Genomic DNA, 15,066 nt, shown 5'->3' with positions numbered 1-15,066 from the left:
AGATCCCCATGGCAGCGCCGCTCATCAACTTCGACAGCAACACCTTCGACGGGCAGGTGGTCGACGGCGTCGTCAGCATTGTCGGCTTCGCCCAGACCTTCAACAGCACCGGCTCCGTGCAGATCTATGCCAATGGCCAGCTGATCGGCACCGCCACCTATCCGACGCCGCGGAGCGACGTGCCGAATTCCGGCTTCACCTTCGATTTCAATTCCGACCGGCTGGCCGAGGGGCCGGTTCTGCTCGAGGCCCGGGCCTTCGACGCCTCGGGCGCCCTGGTCGGCGCTGCCCAGCGGCAGCTCGTCGTCGACCGGATCGAGCAGATCGGCAATTTCGAGATCCCCGATGTGCTCGGTGCGGGCGCGGCCACGCTGGCGGGCTGGGCCCTGGCCGAGGACGGCTTCAGGAGCCTCGAGGTGCTGCTGGACGGGCACTACCTGGCCAATGCCAGCTGGCGCACCGCCGCGCGCCCCGACGTTGCCGCGGCCTTCCCGGAATATGGCGAGACCCGCGCGGGCTTCACGGCCGATGTCTCGCTGGCCGGCCAGGCTCAGGGCTATCACCGGCTGACCCTGGTGGGGGTCCAGGCGGATGGCTCGCGCCAGGAGATTTCCGAGAAGGATGTCTTCGTCCAGCGCGGCCTGCATGCCGAGGGCGTCATCGAGACACCCTCCCCCATGGTGGCGACCGAGCGCGGCGGCAGCATGACCGTCTCCGGCTGGGTGGTGGCGGATTCGGCCCCGGTGCGGGTCGAGGTCTTCCTCGACGATCGCCTGGCTGTCAGCTCGACCAGCTTCGCTGACCGCGCCGATGTCGCCGCGGCCGTCGGCGGCTACGGCTTCCAGAAGGGGTGGAGCGCGGCGATTCCCGATTTCCTGCTGGGGACCGGCACCCATGACCTGCGCGTGGTCGCCACCCTGGCCAATGGTGCCAAGGTCGGGCTCGACAGGGGGCAGGACGGCTTGCGCGACGTCAGCCTGCTGGCCACCGGCCAGCAGGTCGGGGCGCATCTGAACCCGCAGAACGACTATTCCACCGTGATCCGCAGCTTCGAGGCGCAGACCGGGACCAACCTCGACATCGTCATGTACTATGTCAGCTGGAACGCCCAGGGCTTCACCGGCTATCCGAACCTGGCGCTGCAGACCCGCAACGAGGGCGCGGTGCCGATGATCACCTGGGAGAGCCTCAACCTCTCCCTGGAGCAGATCGCCAACGGCTCCCAGGACAACTACATCCGCGGCTGGGCCAACCAGATCTCGTCCTATGGCAGCACCGTGCTGCTGCGCCTGAACCACGAGTTCAACGGCGACTACTACCCCTGGTCCGGCGCGCAGAACGGCAATGATCCGGCCGCCTATGTCGCGGCATGGCGCCATGTCGTCGATGTCTTCAACGCGCAGGGCGTGACGAATGCGCGCTTCGTCTGGTCGCCGAACTACAAGGGCACGCCGAGCACGCCCGAGCCGTCGCGCGACATGGTCAACTACTACCCCGGCGACGCCTATGTCGATTTCGTCGGGGTCTCCGGCTACAACTGGGGCAACGACCCGCAGAACGGCACCGGCTGGACCGATGCGGCGGCCATCTACACCACCTTCCTGCAGCAGGTCTCCGCCCTGGCGCCGGACAAGCCCGTGCTGGTCAGCGAGATCGGCACCTCCCCCGATTATGACGGCAACAGCGCGGCGCAATGGATCCGCGACGCCTTCGATGTGCTGGATGGCTTCGACCAGGTGAAGGGCGTCGTCTGGTTCAACGACCTCGCCTATCACCGGGCCGATGGCATGGATTTCCGGGTGGCTGCCTCGCCCGGCGAATGGGGCGTCGTCCCGGGCTCGCGCAGCGTCGCCTTCGGCGAATCCGCCGCCGACTGGGTCGAGCAGCCCGGGCTGCATGTCTTCACGCAGAGCCTGAACGGCGTCAGGGTGGACAGCGCCGGCTCCCGCGTCACGCTCACCGGCGCCGGGCTGGACACCACCCTGGAGGGCCAGGGCCTGCGCCTGGTCTTCGCCAATGGCACGCTGCAGGACCGCGACGGCGATCCCCTGATCGACAGCATCCATTATGCGGCGACCTATCGCGACATCTTCGTCGCGGGCGTCGACCCGGCCTCGCATTTCCGCAGCTATGGCTGGCATGAGGGCAAGGACCCCAACGCCTACTTCTCGACGCTGGGCTATCTGTCGGCCAATGCCGATGTCAGGGCCGCCGGGGTGAACCCGCTGGACCATTACCGCGCGAATGGCGCGGCCGAGGGGCGCGACCCTTCAGCCGGCTTCGACCTCCGCCTCTACAAGATCTACAACCCGGATGTCGCGGCCGCCCGGCTCGATCCCCTGCAGCACTATCTGACGGCCGGGGCCGCCGAGGGCCGCCGCACCCATGCCGCCATCGGCGATGACATCCGCGACGGGCTGGACATCCAGTATTATCGCCTGTCGCAAGCCGATGTCGGCCTGGCCGGCGTGGACCCCGTGGCGCATTTCCACACGGCCGGCTGGCGGGAAGGCCGCGACCCCAATGCCTATTTCGACACCAGCGGCTATCTGGCCACCTATGCCGATGTCCGCTCCGCCGGCATCGATCCCCTGGCCCACTACATGGCCAATGGCTGGCGCGAGGGGCGCGACCCTTCCACCGCCTTCGATACCTCGGCCTATCTGGCGGCCAACAGCGATGTGGCAGCCGCCGGCATCAATCCGCTGCAGCACTTCCTGACGGCGGGCATCTTCGAGGGTCGCTCGGCGCAATCGGACGACACCTGGGGGTAGCCATCGCCCGCAGCCGCCGGCGCGCTGCACGGCAGGCCCCCGGGGGCCGCGATCGTCTCAGCCCAGCGCGTCGATCGCCGCCCGCAGGTTTTTCCGTGCGACCGCCTCGGCCTCGGGCCCGAGCGCGTCGCTGAAGAAGATCCGCTCCCGGTCGAGGAATTTCTGCAGCACCGCGCGGCGGCCGGCACGGTAGTCGGCCTCCGGCACATGCGCGTATTCGCGGCGGATGGCGGCGTCATAGGTGGAAAAAGCCGCCGGATCGCCGGCCAGGATCGCCAGGTCCAGGTCGAGGAACAGCGCGGCATCGGCGACCAGCGCGGCATCGCCCGGCGGCAGGCGATGCGTCTCGGTGGCCAGGATCAGCGCGTCCGCACGATCCAGCAGCGCCGCGTCGACATACCCGGCCAGGACATGCCGCATCAGCGCCGCGCTCTGCCGTTCATTGTCCCGCGCGCGGGGATCGTAGACGGCGTCGTGGAACAGGATCGCCAGGGTGAAGGACAGCGGCTCGGCGGGGGACAGCATCGCCGCCCGTGCCAGCATCCCCTCGATATGCGGCCAGGCGTGGTAGGCACGGCCGGGCCTGGCATAGCGGGCGCGCAGATCGGCGAGAATCGCGTCGGGAATGCCGAGCAAAGCCTATCCTCCGAACAGCCGGCGGATGCCGTTCTGCAGATGCTGCTCCATCGCGGCGCGGGCGGCCTCGGCGGCGCCGCGCAGGATGGCATCGGCGATGCGGCCATGCTCGCGGCGCATCGTCGCGAACCGATCGGCATCGGGCATCGGGGCGAGCTCCCGCGTCAGGCGGATGCCGAAGCGGGTCTGCTCCACCAGCGCCTGCATCACCGCCTGGTAGAAGCGGTTGCCGCTGGCCTCGGCGACCGCCTGGTGGAAGGCGACATCGGCCTCGATCGAGGGGCGGCCGGCGCGGGTCTCGGCCTCCAGCCCCGCGCGCGCCTCGGCCAGGCGGGCCAGCGCCCCGGGCTCGGCGCGGCGGGCCGCCTCGGCCGCCATGGCGCTTTCCAGCCCGCAGCGGAATTCCAGGAAGGCGCGGACATCGGGGATATTGCCCAGCGGCCCGAAATGGATCGGCGGCAATTCGGGCGGCGCCAGCGCGCGAATATAGGTGCCGGAGCCTTTGCGCGATTCCAGCCTTCCCTCGGCGCGCAGCCGGGCCAGGGCCTGGCGCAGCACCGGGCGAGACACCGAGAAACGCTCGGCCAGGGCGTTCTCGCCGGGCAGCCGCGCGCCCTCCGGCAGGGCATCGGCGCGCAGCCAGGTGGCCAGCCGGTCATAGACGGTGTCGCTCAGCGAAGGGGCGCTTTCGGGCGGCATGGTCGGGTTATGCCGCCGCCCGGCCCTGTCCCGCAAGATGTAAAAACCTGTCGCCAATTGGCACGGCTATGCGAATCTGTTTGACAAATTCCCGCGCCGGCCGAAGCTGCGCCGCAACCCCGCGCAACGGGGACCCGAGGAGAACGTCATGCCCGAGCCCCGCCGCGGCCCTGTCGCCGCCATCCTGGCCGCCGCGCTCAGCCTGGTTGCGGCCCCTGCTCTGGCGCAGATGCCGGAGCGGCCGGTGCGCATCGTCGTGCCCTTCGCCCCCGGCGGCACCAGCGACATCGTCGCGCGGCTGCTGGCCCAGGGCGCCGGGCCGCATCTGCCGGCGGGCGCCGTGGTGGAGAACAAGACGGGCGCCGCCGGCAATATCGGCACCGCCGAGGTCGCCCGCGCCCAGCCCGACGGCACCACGCTGGTGCAATGCACGATCGGCACCTGCGCCGCCAATCCGGCGCTGTACCGCAACCCGGGCTACGACCTCGACCGCAGTTTTGCCCCGGTGATCCTGACCGGCGCGGTGCGCAACGTCATGGCGGTGCGCCCCGGCCTGCCGGCGCGCGACCTGGCGGGGGTGATGGAACTGGCCAAGAAGCCGGACGGGCTGAGCTTCGGCTCCTCGGGCGTCGGCGCCTCGAACCACCTGACGCCGGAGCTGCTGCGCGGGCGGCTGGGGCTGAAATGGGTGCATGTGCCCTATCGCGGCAGCGGCCCGGCCATCACCGACCTGATCGGCGGGCGGATCGATGTCTTCTTCGACAACCTGCCCTCGATCCTGCCGCATATCCGCTCCGGCGCGGTGCGGGCGGTGGCCGCCGTCTCGGAGCAGCGCATCCCCGAGCTGCCCGATGTGCCGACCTTCGCCGAGGCCGGCATCCCCGGGATCGTCATCGACAGCTGGTTCGGCTTCATGGCGCCGGCCGGCACGCCGCCGGCGACCATCGCCCGGCTGAACGCCGCCTTCAACAAGGCGCTCGAGGACCCGGTGATCCGCCGCCGGCTGGAGGAGGCCGCGGTGGTGCCGCTGGGCGGCAGCCCCGAACGCATGGCGGACCACATCCGCAGCGAATCCGCCCGCTGGGGCGAAGTGATCCGCGCCAACAACATCAGCGGCGAGTGAACGGAAAAAAAGATGTCGAAGATCACGGGCCTGCGCACGCTGCGCATCGCCGAGCGGCCCAACCTGATCTGGCTGGAGCTCGAGACCGACGAAGGCCTCACCGGCCTCGGCGAAAGTTTTCGGGGTGCCGAGGCGGTGGAGGCGGTCATCCACGAGCAGGTCGCGCCCTGGCTGCTCGGCCGCGACGCGCGGCGGATCGAGGCGGTGTCGCGGCATCTGATGACGCCCTATCTTGGCTTCCACAGCGCCGGCGCAGAAATCCGCGCGGCGAGCGCCGTCGACCTGGCGCTGTGGGATCTGGCCGGCCAGCGCCACGGCATCCCGGTGCATGAGGCGCTGGGCGGCGCGTGCCGGACAGAGATCCGCGCCTACAACACCTGCGCCGGCTATGCCTACAACACCAGCGGCGTGGCGCGGCGCGACATCGGCGCCGGCGATGCGGCGATCGGCCCCTATGACGACCAGGTGGCCTTCATGCGCGATGCCGGCGCGCTGGCCGAAAGCCTTCTCTCCGAAGGCTATGCGGCAATGAAGATCTGGCCTTTCGACGTGCATGCGACGGCCTCCGGCGGCCATCTGATCACGCTGGAGCAGCTCAAGATCGGCCTGGAGCCGTTCAAGAAGATCCGTGCCGCCGTCGGCGATCGCATCGAGATCATGTGCGAGCTGCACAGCCTCTGGGGCGCCCAGGCGGCCGAGCGGATCTGCCGGGGCCTGGAAGACTACGGCGTCTTCTGGGCGGAAGACCCGCTGAACAAGATGGACGATGCCGGCGCGCTGGCCGCCCTTCGCCGCAAGACCGCGACACCGATCTGCGGCAGCGAGACGCTGGCCGGCACCGTGCCCTTCCGGCAATTGCTGGCGGCGGATGCGATCGACGTGGTGATGCTCGACCTCGCCTGGTGCGGCGGGCTGACCGAGGGCCGCAAGATCGCAGCCCTGGCCGAAAGCCATGCCAAGCCGCTGGCGCCGCATGACTGCACCGGGCCGGTGACGCTGATGGCCGGGCTGCACCTGGCGCTGCATGCGCCGACCGCCATCTTCCAGGAGGTGGTGCGCGCGACGCTCGCCACCTGGTATCGCGACCTGGTCACCGACCTGCCGGTGATCCGCCAGGGCATGGTGCAGGCGCCGACCGCGCCGGGGCTGGGCACCGCGCTGTCGCCGGCGCTGCGGGCGCGGCCCGACCTGAAGGTCAGGGAGAGCCGCGCCGGGTAGCTCAGGGCTGCAGCTGCACCCCCGTCCGCGCCACCACCGCGCGGAACTTCTCCACCTCCCGCGCCATGAAGGCGCGGGCATCGGCGGGGGTGTTGGATTGCTGCCAGGGGGCGACGCCGGCATTGACCAGGCGGTCGCGCAGGGTCGGCTCGGCCAGCGATTCCTGGATGGCGCGGTTCAGCACGGCGACCACCTCGGCCGGCATGTCGGCCGGGCCCAGGATGACGTTCCAGGTCTGCAGGTCGAAGCCGGGCACGCCGCTTTCGGCCAGCGTCGGGATATTGGGGAAGGTCGGGAAGCGCTCGGGCCCGGTCAGCGCCACGCCGCGCACCAGCCCGTCGCGGATCTGCGCAGCCGCCGAGGCCAGCACCGCCACCCCGAACTGCCCCTGTCCCTGGTGGATCGCCTGCACCTGCTGCCCGCCCGAGCGATAGGCGACATGGACCCAGCGCGTGTCCAGCATCGAGGCCAGCATCTCGGTCGCCAAGTGGTTCGGCGTGCCGGCGCCGGAGGAGGCATAGGCGTATTTGTCGGCCGTCGCGCCGCGCATCAGCTCGGTGAACTGCGCCGCCGTGCGCACCGGGAAATCATTGTTGGTGATCAGCACCAGCGGCCCCGTGCCCACGACGGCGATATGGGTATAGTCCTCGACCGGGCGATAGCGGGTGCCACCGATCAGCGCGCTGGGGGCGATGCCATGCGAGCCGCTTTCCACCAGCATGATGGTGTAGCCATCGGCCGCCTGGCGGCGCAGCCATTCGCTGGCGACCACGCCCGCGGCGCCGGCGCGGTTCTCCACCACGATGCGGGCATTGGGCAAATGCGCCTGCATGCGGTCGGCCAGCAGCCGCGCGGCGATGTCGGTCGAGCCGCCGGGGGCATAGCCGGTGACCAGGGTGATCGGCCGGTCGGGAAAGGCGGCCCAGGCACCCGTGGCGGCCAGCAAGGGGATGCAGGCCAGCAACGCCCGCAGCAGCGGCTTCAGCATGATCGAACCTCCCGTTTTTTCCAGTCGTGCCGGCCTCGTTGGGCCGGCACCCGGGGAGGATAGACGCAAGCCGCACGCGGCGTCGCGGTTTCGTTACGGTCCGGCCTCAGCCCGGTGCGAAAGCCTCATGCGTCGAGGTCTGGATGCCGCCCCCCACCACCGGCCCGCCGCCGGCGACATGGATGCGATCCCCCAGCGCGACGGCGCCCAGGCCATGGCGCGGGGTGGGCATCGGCGCATGGCTCTGCCAGCTGTCGGTCGCCGGGTCGTAGCTTTCCATCTGGCCATGCACGGTGCCGGTCAGCACGCCCTGCTCGAAGCGGCCGGTCTCGCCGCCCATGGCCCAGAAGCGTCCCTGCAGCAGCACGAGGCCATGGCCGGAGCGGGTGGTGGGCAGGGGCGCGCGCTCGAACCACAGGTCGCGGGCCGGGTCGTAGAAGTGGTGCAGGGCGGTGTTGTATTCGAAGGTGTTGAAGCGGCCGCCCACCACATGGATGCCGCCGCCGAAAGCGACCACCCCGGCATGGTCGCGCGCCCCGGGCAGCGGGCGGCGCTGCGCCCAGCGGTCGGCTTGCGGGTCGTAGACCTCGTGCCAGGCGATGCTGGCGCGCTCGCCGGCCGGGTCGGTGGCGCCGCCGATCAGATGCACCTGGCCGCCCAGCACCGCGATGGCCGCCGCCCCGCGCGCCCGCGGCAAAGGCGCGATCGCCGTCCAGCGGTCGGCGGCGACATCGTACAGGAAGGCGCCGTCATGCGCGGCGCGGTTCTGGTCGGTGAAGCCGCCGAGCGCAAAGATCTTCCCGGCATCGGCGGCGACGGCCACGTGGTTGGCGCCGCGTGGCAGCGGCGCGAGCAGGCTCCAGCGGTCGGCGGCGGGGTCGTAGACATGGTGATAGGGGCGGTCGACCCGCTGCTCGGCATAGCCGCCGAGGATATGCATGCGGCCCGCCCAGGCGGTGGCCCAGGCCATCTCGCTGCGCGGCAGGGGCAGCGGCGCGCGGGCTTCCCAGCGCCCGGCCGGACCCGGCGGCGCGGCGCTGGCCACCGCGCGCTGGGCCAGCTGCGCCGGGGTCAGGGTCACCGGCCCCTCGCCGCGCAAGGGCGCCATCTGCTCGGGCGGGATGGGAATGCCGTGATGCGGGTGCTGGGCCCGCAGCCGCGAGGGCGCGGCCAGCGTCGCCGCCGCCGCCCCGAGCATCAACCGACGTCGCATGGCTTTCCGTTCCTTCCCCGAGCGGAAAGAACAGTGTCAGGCGCGGCCCCGCCCCTGCAAGGCCAGAACGCGGCCGATGGCGGTCTGCAGCTCGCGCGGGTCGACGGGCTTGCGCAGCATGCCCGCGGCCAGCGCCAGCCGCTCCTCCGGCAGCTCGGCATAGCCGGTCAGGTAGATCACCGGCACGCCGCGCCCGGCCAGCAGCTCGGCCACGGGGAAGGATTCGCGGCCGTTCAGGTTGACGTCGACCAGCGCCAGGTCGAAGGGCTCGGTCGCCTCCAGCACCCGCTTCAGCGCCGTCTCCAGCCCGGTCACCGGGCCGGCGACGCTGCAGCCGAACTGCACCAGCATGGCGGTCAGCGCGGCGCCGATCATCGGCTCGTCCTCCACCACCAGGATGCGCGCGCCCTGCAGCACGGCGCGGGCCAGCGCCGGCGGCGTCGCCGGGCGCGGCGCCGGGGCGGGCGCGGGCTCGGCCGCCTGCCAGGGCAGCTCGAAGCGGGCGGCCGGCAGGGTGATGCGGCTGGTCAGGCCGGCCGGCTCCCAGTTGTGGCCGATCTGGCCCTCCAGCTGGTCGGCGACCGTGGAATCGATCACCCGGCGGCCCAGCCCCTTGCGCGCCGGCGCCCCGGCCAGCACCGGCCCGCCGCGCTCCTGCCAGGTCAGCAGCAGCGCGCCCTCCGGCTGCGGCGCCCAGCGCAGCGTCACCGACCCGCCCGGCCGCGACAGCGCGCCATGCGCGACGGCATTGACCGCCAGCTCGTGCAGCACGACGGCCAGCGGCTGCACGGCCACCGGCGCCACCAGCACCGAAGGCCCGGCAAGATCGATGGCGGCATCGGGACCACAGACAGAAAGCTCGCCCAGCGCCAGGTCGCGCAGCGAGACGGCGCTCCACCCCTCCCGCGCCAGCAGCTGGTGGGCGCGTGCCAGGGCGGCGATGCGGCCGTCGACGGCGGTGGCGAAGCGCTCCGGGTCCTGCTTCGGCGTCAGCCGGATGATCGCCTGGATGGTGAACAGCACGTTCTTGGCGCGGTGGTCGATCTCGCGCGACAGCTGGTGCAGCCGCTCCTCCGCCTGCTGCCGGGCGGTGACGTCATGCACCACCCCCATGAAGCGGCCGCGCGCCGCATCGCCGGTGATCGAGCCATAGGCCTCGAGCCAGCGCTGCTCGCCGTCGCGGCGCAGCACGCGGTGCAGGCTGCGGAAGCGGGCGGCGTTGCGATGCGCGCCGAACCAGCCTTCCTTGACGGCGGCGGCATCCTTCGGATGCACCAGCGCCAGCCAGTCCTCGACATGGCCCAGCAGCCCGGCCGAGCGCGGCAGGCCGAGCAGGTCGAACAGCCGCGGCGTCCAGCGCATCTCGCCGCTGGCGATGTCGAGGTCCCAGCTGGCCATGCCGGCGCCTTCCAGCGCCATCTGCAGCTTGGCCTCCGCCGCCTTCAGCGCGGCCTCGGCGGCGCGCAGCCGGGCCAGGTCGCGGAAGCGCACGGTGACGCCGCCGGGGGCCGGCGCCAGGCCCAGCAGCACGTCGCCGCCGAAGGGCGCCAGCACCGCCTCCAGCCGCCGCGGCTGCTGCTGCGCGACGACTTCCTTCAGCGCCTCCGACAGCGGCGAATCCCGCAGCGAAGGAAACAGCACGAAAAGCGGCTGGCCGGAGACCGCCTCGGCCGGGCGGGCCCAGACGGCGAGCGCCGCCGGGTTGGCGAAGCGCAGCACGGCCTCGGCATCGAGGGCGAAGACGCCGTCATCCAGCCCCTCGACCAGGGCGGCCTCGCCGCGCAGCCGGTCGACCTGGGACTGGGCGGCGGTGACGGCGTCGATCAACCCGCGCGCCGCCTCGACCCGGGCCGGCGGCGCGGCGGCGGGCAGCGGCGGCGGCGCCTCCTCGGGCGGGGCTTCCACCGGCGGCGGGGCCGCGCGCGGCATGGCGCGGACATCGAGCAGCACCGCGGCCAGCCCGCCGGCGGCCATGGTCATCAGCCCGGTGAAGCCGGCATAGAGGAAGGGCCCGGCGGCGCCGGCGAGCGCCGGGGCGGCGGCCACGCCGCGCGCCTGCAGCCCGAGCAGGAAGCCGGCCGCCGCCCCCGGCGCCGCGGCGGCGGCCAGCGTCGCCAGCAGCCGCCAGCGGGGGCGCGGCGGGGTGCTGGCCGGCGGTTCAGACGGCGTCTCGAGGGAGCGAGGCATGGTCTTGCTATTGACGGTTTTTTTACTTCCGCGCAACGCAAGCGAAGGCTTGAGAGAGGGAAGGCGAGGCTGGACGCGGGATCGTGATGATGCAGTGCAGCATGCGGCTGGCCGGGGCGGCCAATCACCCGCCGCACGCGGCGCCGGACGGCTGCCCGGCAGCGCCGCGCCGACAGGCCATCAGGGGATGTGGCGCAGCCAGGCCTCGGTCGAGAACTTCTTCGCGGCGAGCTCCTCGGCGGCGGCGTATTCCTCTGTGGTGATGGCGCCGGCGACGCCGCCATGCATCTGGAAGAAGGTGTCGCGCATGCGCTGGATGATCTCCTCGCGCGGCAGGCCGGTCTGGCTCTTCAGCGGGTCGACGCGCTTCTGGGCGCTGGTGGTGCCCTTGTCGCTCAGCTTCTCGCGGCCGATGCGCAGCACCTGCACCATCTTCTCGGCGTCCATGTCATAGGCCATGGTCACGTGGTGCAGCACGGTGCCGCGCGAGAACCGCTTCTGCGCCGCGCCGCCGATCTTGCCCTTGCTGCTGCTGATGTCGTTCAGCGGCTTGTAGAAGGCGTCGATGCCCAGCGAGATCAGCGCCTTCAGCACCCAGTCGTCGAGGAAGGCGTAGCTGTCGGCGAAGTTCATGTCGCGCACCAGCTCGCCGGGCGCGTAGAGCGAATAGGTCACCGCGCTGCCGGGCTCGACATACATGGCGCCGCCGCCGGTGACGCGGCGCACCGTCTCGACGCCCAGCGCCGTCGCGGCCTCCAGGTCCACCTCGTTGCGCAGCGACTGGAAGTTGCCGATGATGATGGCCGGCCGCTCCCATTCCCAGAAGCGCAGGGTCGGCGCGCGGCGGCCGGCGGCCACCGCCTGCGCCAGCACCTCGTCCAGCGCCAGGTGCATCGCCGGGGTCTGCGGCGGCGCCTGGATGATCTGCCATTCGAAGTCGCGCCAGGTCATGCTGCGCCCCAGCGCGCGGCGCACGGCGATGGCCACCGCCTCCGGGCTGAAGCCGATCATGGCGGCGTCGGGGCGCAGGCCTGCGCGGACGGCCGCGGCGATGGCGGCGGCATCGGCATCCGAAGAAAGGCCTTCGAGCGACGCGCAGATGTCCGCGAGGGCCTCCTCGGGCTCCAGGAAGAAATCGCCGGCGACCTGGACCGCGGCCAGGCGGCCGTCGCGCTCCTCCAGGTCGACCACCACCAGCTTGCCGCCGGGCACCTTGTATTCGCCATGCATCACGGTGGTCCTCCCTCGATTGCGGTGGCCGGCAACCTGCGTCAGGGCGGGTCGAAAGAAAAGGGCCGCGCCACGTCAGCCAGCCATGCGCCGAGCAGCGCCAGCGGCGCGCAGGTCGTCGAGGCAGGGGATATCGCCACGATCCATCGGTGATCCTCTATCACCGGTACCCGTCAGATCATATCGCTGCCGCGGCGCGACCGGTTGGCTATGCTCACGCGATGCCCGACTTCATCTTCATGCTGACCCGCCAGGACCGCACGGTCGCCGATGCCGCGGCGCATTGCGCGACGGCGCTGGCCTGCGGGGTGCGGCATATCGGCTTCAAGGATATCGGCCTGCCGGTCGAGGCGCTGCACGCGCTCGCCGCGCAGATCCGCGCCGGCGGCGCCACCAGCTACCTGGAGGTGGTCTCGCGCGACCCCGACAGCGAGCGCCGCTCGGTCGAGGCCGGCCGGGCGCTCGGCGTCGACGTGCTGCTGGGCGGCACGGAGGTGGCGGGGCTCGACCTTCTCGCCTGGCGGGCGGCCGGCGACGTGCCGGCGCTGATCTCGGCGGCCTGCGCGGCGGTGGAGAAGCCGGTGATCGTGGCGGGGTCGATCGACAGCCCAGGGCAGATCGCGACGCTGCGGCAGGCGGGGGCCGCCGGCTTCACCATCGGCACCGCGGCGCTGGAGGGGCGCTTCCCGGCCGAGGGCCCTGCCCTGCCCGAGCAGCTGCGCGCCATCGCCGCCGCCTGAGTTTTTCGCCCGCCCCGCGGTGGGCTATGCTGCGCGGCATGTTCCCGCCGATCGAACCCCATGCCGCCGGCCATCTCCCCCTCGGCGACGGTTTTTTTCTGTATTGGGAGGCCTGCGGCAATCCGGCGGGACGCCCCGCGCTGGTGCTGCATGGCGGGCCGGGCTCCGGGCGGTCGGAGCGGGCGCGGCGCTGGTTCGACCCGGCGCGGTTCAACGTCATCCTGTTCGACCAGCGCGGCGCCGGGCGCAGCACCGGGCCCGATGATCTGTCGGCCAACACCACGCCGCATCTGATCGGCGATATCGAGGCGCTGCGGCGGCATCTCGGCGTCGAGGACTGGCTGCTGCTCGGCGGCTCCTGGGGCGCGACCCTGGCGCTGGCCTATGCGCAGCAGCACCCTGGCCGCGTGACAGGGCTGGTGCTGCATGCGGTGGCCACCACCACCCGGCGCGAGATCGACTGGATCACCCGCGGCGTCGGCCGCCTCTTCCCGCGCGAATGGGCGCGTTTTGCCGCCGGCGTGCCGGAGGCCGAACGGGGCGGCTGCCTGGCCACCGCCTACAACCGCCTGCTGCTGCATCCCGACCCGGCGATCCACCACCAGGCGGCGCGCGACTGGTGCGACTGGGAGGCCGCCATCCTCGATATCGGCCCCGGCAGCGCGGCGCAGAGCCGCTTCGACGATGCCGATTTCCGCCTGCGCTTCGCCCGGCTGGTGACGCATTACTGGCGCCACGCCGCCTGGCTGCAGGAAGACCAGCTGCTGGACGGCATGGCGACGCTGGCCGGCATCCCGGGGCAGCTGGTGCATGGCCGGCTGGACCTGGGCAGCCCGCTGGTCACCGCCTGGCAGATCCATCGCGCCTGGCCCGGCAGCCGGCTGACCGTGGTCGAGCCCGCCGGCCATGATTCCCGCGACCCCGGCATGGCCGAGGCCATCGCGGCCGCCATCGCCGCCCTGGCCGGGTGAATTCTCGGCCATCCGGCCGCGCGCGCCCTTCCCTGGCGCGGGCCGCCGCCCACCTGCCAGCAGAGCCGCCGCTTCCCGCGCCGGCCGGCGAGGGCGACCCCCATGATCCGCGATGCGACGCGCCGCCTGGCGCTGGCCTCCCTGCTGCTGCCGCTGCTGCCGCTGCTGCCGGGGCGGGCGCGGGCCGGGTCGGTCTATGATTTCGACCAGCGGCATGGGCGGGTGAATTTCTCGGTCGGCGTGCTCGGCATGTTCGACGTCAAGGGCAGCTTCGACCGCTTCATGGGGCGGCTCGACCTCGACCTGGCGCAGCCCGAGCGCAGCAGCGTCAGCGTCGAGTTCCAGACCGCCTCGGTCAGCCTGCCGGCGCCGGACCAGATCGAGCTGCTGCGCTCGGCCGCCTATCTGGACGCGCCGCGCCACCCGGTCGGGCGGTTCTCCAGCACGGCGATCACCGCGCTGTCGCCGACGCGATACCGGCTGGACGGCGTGGTCGAGCTGCGTGGCACCCGCCAGCCGCTGCAATTCGACGCCGAGCTGCGCGACCGCCATGTCGACGCCGCCCGCGGCATCGAGGTGGCCGACCTGGTGCTGACCGGCGCGGTGATGCGCTCGGCCTTCGGCATGGTGGCGGACCGGCCGCTGCTGTCGGACACGGTGCAGCTGTCGATCCTGATGCATCTGGAAGTGCCGCATGCCCCCTGACGGCTGGAGCCGCGGCCAGCGCCGGCTGCATGGCGCCATCGCCCTGCTGGTGCTGGCGGCGCTGGCCATCGCCCCGGTGATGGTGGGGCTGGGCTATGACCGGCTGCTGCTGAAGTTCCTGCTCTACCAGGCGCACAAGTCGATCGGGCTGCTGGTGCTGCTGCTGGCGGTGACGCAGCTCGCCCTGCATGCGCGGCGCGGACGGCCAGCGTCGGAGGACGACCTGCCGCCCTGGCAGCGCCGCGCGGCCCGCGCGATGCATGCGGCGCTGTTCGCGCTGCTGCTGGCCATGCCGGCGCTGGGCTACCTGACCGCGGCCTCGGCGCCGATCGCCATCCCGACCTTCTTCCTGGGCGTCATCCCGGTGCCGCATCTGCTGGACCCGGATGCGGCCCGCTTCGCCTGGCTGCGCGGACTGCATGAATGGGCGGGCTGGCTACTGGCGCTGCTGGTCGCCGGCCATGCCGGGATGGCGATCCGCCATCACTGGCAGGGCCGGCCGACGCTGCGGCGGATGTGGCGCGGCGGCTAGACCGAGTTGCCTTCGGAAGGACGAAGCCAACTCGGTCTAGCTATTTGTTT

Annotated in this window: 13 protein-coding genes; 7 read left to right on the top strand and 6 right to left on the bottom strand. The window is 72.0% G+C overall.

What is annotated here, in order from left to right; genetic code table 11:
- Positions 1-8 precede the first annotated feature (8 nt).
- On the top strand, positions 9-2,774 hold the full coding sequence (locus GVN67_RS08195; protein ID WP_159994658.1) for a glycoside hydrolase family 26 protein: 2,766 nt from the start codon (positions 9-11) through the stop codon (positions 2,772-2,774).
- A 57-nt stretch (positions 2,775-2,831) separates the two neighbouring features.
- On the opposite strand, the gene GVN67_RS08190 is transcribed toward GVN67_RS08195, so the two are convergent.
- Both GVN67_RS08190 and GVN67_RS08185 read right to left on the bottom strand, forming a co-directional pair.
- Positions 2,832-3,410, bottom strand: a complete 579-nt coding sequence (locus GVN67_RS08190) for a hypothetical protein (RefSeq protein WP_159994656.1) — start codon at positions 3,408-3,410, stop codon at positions 2,832-2,834.
- A gap of 3 nt (positions 3,411-3,413) precedes the next feature.
- Positions 3,414-4,109, bottom strand: coding sequence for a FadR/GntR family transcriptional regulator (locus tag GVN67_RS08185; protein WP_159994654.1), 696 nt, complete (start codon positions 4,107-4,109; stop codon positions 3,414-3,416).
- 148 nt (positions 4,110-4,257) lie between these two features.
- Between GVN67_RS08185 and GVN67_RS08180 the strand changes: the two genes are divergently transcribed.
- Complete coding sequence (locus tag GVN67_RS08180; RefSeq protein WP_159994652.1) at positions 4,258-5,232, top strand: tripartite tricarboxylate transporter substrate binding protein; 975 nt, start codon at positions 4,258-4,260, stop codon at positions 5,230-5,232.
- Between the two features lie 12 nt (positions 5,233-5,244).
- On the top strand, positions 5,245-6,450 hold the full coding sequence (locus GVN67_RS08175; protein WP_159994650.1) for a mandelate racemase/muconate lactonizing enzyme family protein: 1,206 nt from the start codon (positions 5,245-5,247) through the stop codon (positions 6,448-6,450).
- 1 nt (position 6,451) lies between these two features.
- Here the strand turns inward: GVN67_RS08175 and GVN67_RS08170 are convergent, their stop codons facing one another.
- The 4 genes from GVN67_RS08170 to GVN67_RS08155 form a co-directional block, all read right to left on the bottom strand.
- Entirely contained in the window at positions 6,452-7,438 is a 987-nt protein-coding gene (locus GVN67_RS08170) for a tripartite tricarboxylate transporter substrate binding protein (RefSeq protein ID WP_159994648.1), read from the bottom strand.
- Positions 7,439-7,544: 106 nt separating this feature from the next.
- Positions 7,545-8,651 (bottom strand): kelch repeat-containing protein, encoded by a 1,107-nt coding sequence (locus tag GVN67_RS08165; protein WP_159994646.1) that lies wholly within the window; start codon positions 8,649-8,651, stop codon positions 7,545-7,547.
- Positions 8,652-8,687: 36 nt separating this feature from the next.
- A complete protein-coding gene (locus tag GVN67_RS08160) occupies positions 8,688-10,838 on the bottom strand; it encodes an HWE histidine kinase domain-containing protein (RefSeq protein ID WP_159994643.1) in 2,151 nt (716 codons plus the stop codon).
- 180 nt (positions 10,839-11,018) lie between these two features.
- Entirely contained in the window at positions 11,019-12,068 is a 1,050-nt protein-coding gene (locus GVN67_RS08155; protein ID WP_159994692.1) for a biotin/lipoate A/B protein ligase family protein, read from the bottom strand.
- 221 nt (positions 12,069-12,289) lie between these two features.
- Between GVN67_RS08155 and GVN67_RS08150 the strand changes: the two genes are divergently transcribed.
- From GVN67_RS08150 to GVN67_RS08135, 4 genes are all read left to right on the top strand, one after another.
- Complete coding sequence (locus GVN67_RS08150) at positions 12,290-12,808, top strand: 4-hydroxythreonine-4-phosphate dehydrogenase (protein ID WP_159994641.1); 519 nt, start codon at positions 12,290-12,292, stop codon at positions 12,806-12,808.
- Positions 12,809-12,846: 38 nt separating this feature from the next.
- Entirely contained in the window at positions 12,847-13,779 is a 933-nt protein-coding gene (gene pip / locus GVN67_RS08145; RefSeq protein ID WP_200845168.1) for a prolyl aminopeptidase, read from the top strand.
- Between the two features lie 102 nt (positions 13,780-13,881).
- Positions 13,882-14,484: a YceI family protein gene (locus GVN67_RS08140; RefSeq protein WP_159994637.1), complete on the top strand. Its 603-nt coding sequence runs from the start codon at positions 13,882-13,884 to the stop codon at positions 14,482-14,484.
- A complete protein-coding gene (locus GVN67_RS08135; protein ID WP_159994635.1) occupies positions 14,474-15,016 on the top strand; it encodes a cytochrome b in 543 nt (180 codons plus the stop codon). Before GVN67_RS08140 ends, GVN67_RS08135 begins: the two co-directional genes overlap by 11 nt.
- Positions 15,017-15,066: the final 50 nt, after the last annotated feature.

The organism is Roseomonas sp. 18066 (genome assembly GCF_902706185.1).
Classification (GTDB): Bacteria; Pseudomonadota; Alphaproteobacteria; order Acetobacterales; family Acetobacteraceae; genus Pseudoroseomonas.
Note: the sequence above shows the minus strand (reverse complement) of the source record. Positions and strands in the feature narration are given on the sequence as shown.

Excerpts from the sequence above, each read along its gene's own strand:
- GVN67_RS08195 (WP_159994658.1), top strand. The coding sequence starts at position 9 with ATGGCAGCGCCGCTCATCAACTTCGACAGCAACACCTTCGACGGGCAG.
- GVN67_RS08185 (WP_159994654.1), bottom strand. The coding sequence starts at position 4,109 with ATGCCGCCCGAAAGCGCCCCTTCGCTGAGCGACACCGTCTATGACCGG.
- GVN67_RS08180 (WP_159994652.1), top strand. The coding sequence starts at position 4,258 with ATGCCCGAGCCCCGCCGCGGCCCTGTCGCCGCCATCCTGGCCGCCGCG.
- GVN67_RS08175 (WP_159994650.1), top strand. The coding sequence starts at position 5,245 with ATGTCGAAGATCACGGGCCTGCGCACGCTGCGCATCGCCGAGCGGCCC.
- GVN67_RS08170 (WP_159994648.1), bottom strand. The coding sequence starts at position 7,438 with ATGCTGAAGCCGCTGCTGCGGGCGTTGCTGGCCTGCATCCCCTTGCTG.
- GVN67_RS08165 (WP_159994646.1), bottom strand. The coding sequence starts at position 8,651 with ATGCGACGTCGGTTGATGCTCGGGGCGGCGGCGGCGACGCTGGCCGCG.
- GVN67_RS08160 (WP_159994643.1), bottom strand. The coding sequence starts at position 10,838 with ATGCCTCGCTCCCTCGAGACGCCGTCTGAACCGCCGGCCAGCACCCCG.
- GVN67_RS08155 (WP_159994692.1), bottom strand. The coding sequence starts at position 12,068 with ATGCATGGCGAATACAAGGTGCCCGGCGGCAAGCTGGTGGTGGTCGAC.
- GVN67_RS08150 (WP_159994641.1), top strand. The coding sequence starts at position 12,290 with ATGCCCGACTTCATCTTCATGCTGACCCGCCAGGACCGCACGGTCGCC.
- pip (WP_200845168.1), top strand. The coding sequence starts at position 12,847 with ATGTTCCCGCCGATCGAACCCCATGCCGCCGGCCATCTCCCCCTCGGC.
- GVN67_RS08140 (WP_159994637.1), top strand. The coding sequence starts at position 13,882 with ATGATCCGCGATGCGACGCGCCGCCTGGCGCTGGCCTCCCTGCTGCTG.
- GVN67_RS08135 (WP_159994635.1), top strand. The coding sequence starts at position 14,474 with ATGCCCCCTGACGGCTGGAGCCGCGGCCAGCGCCGGCTGCATGGCGCC.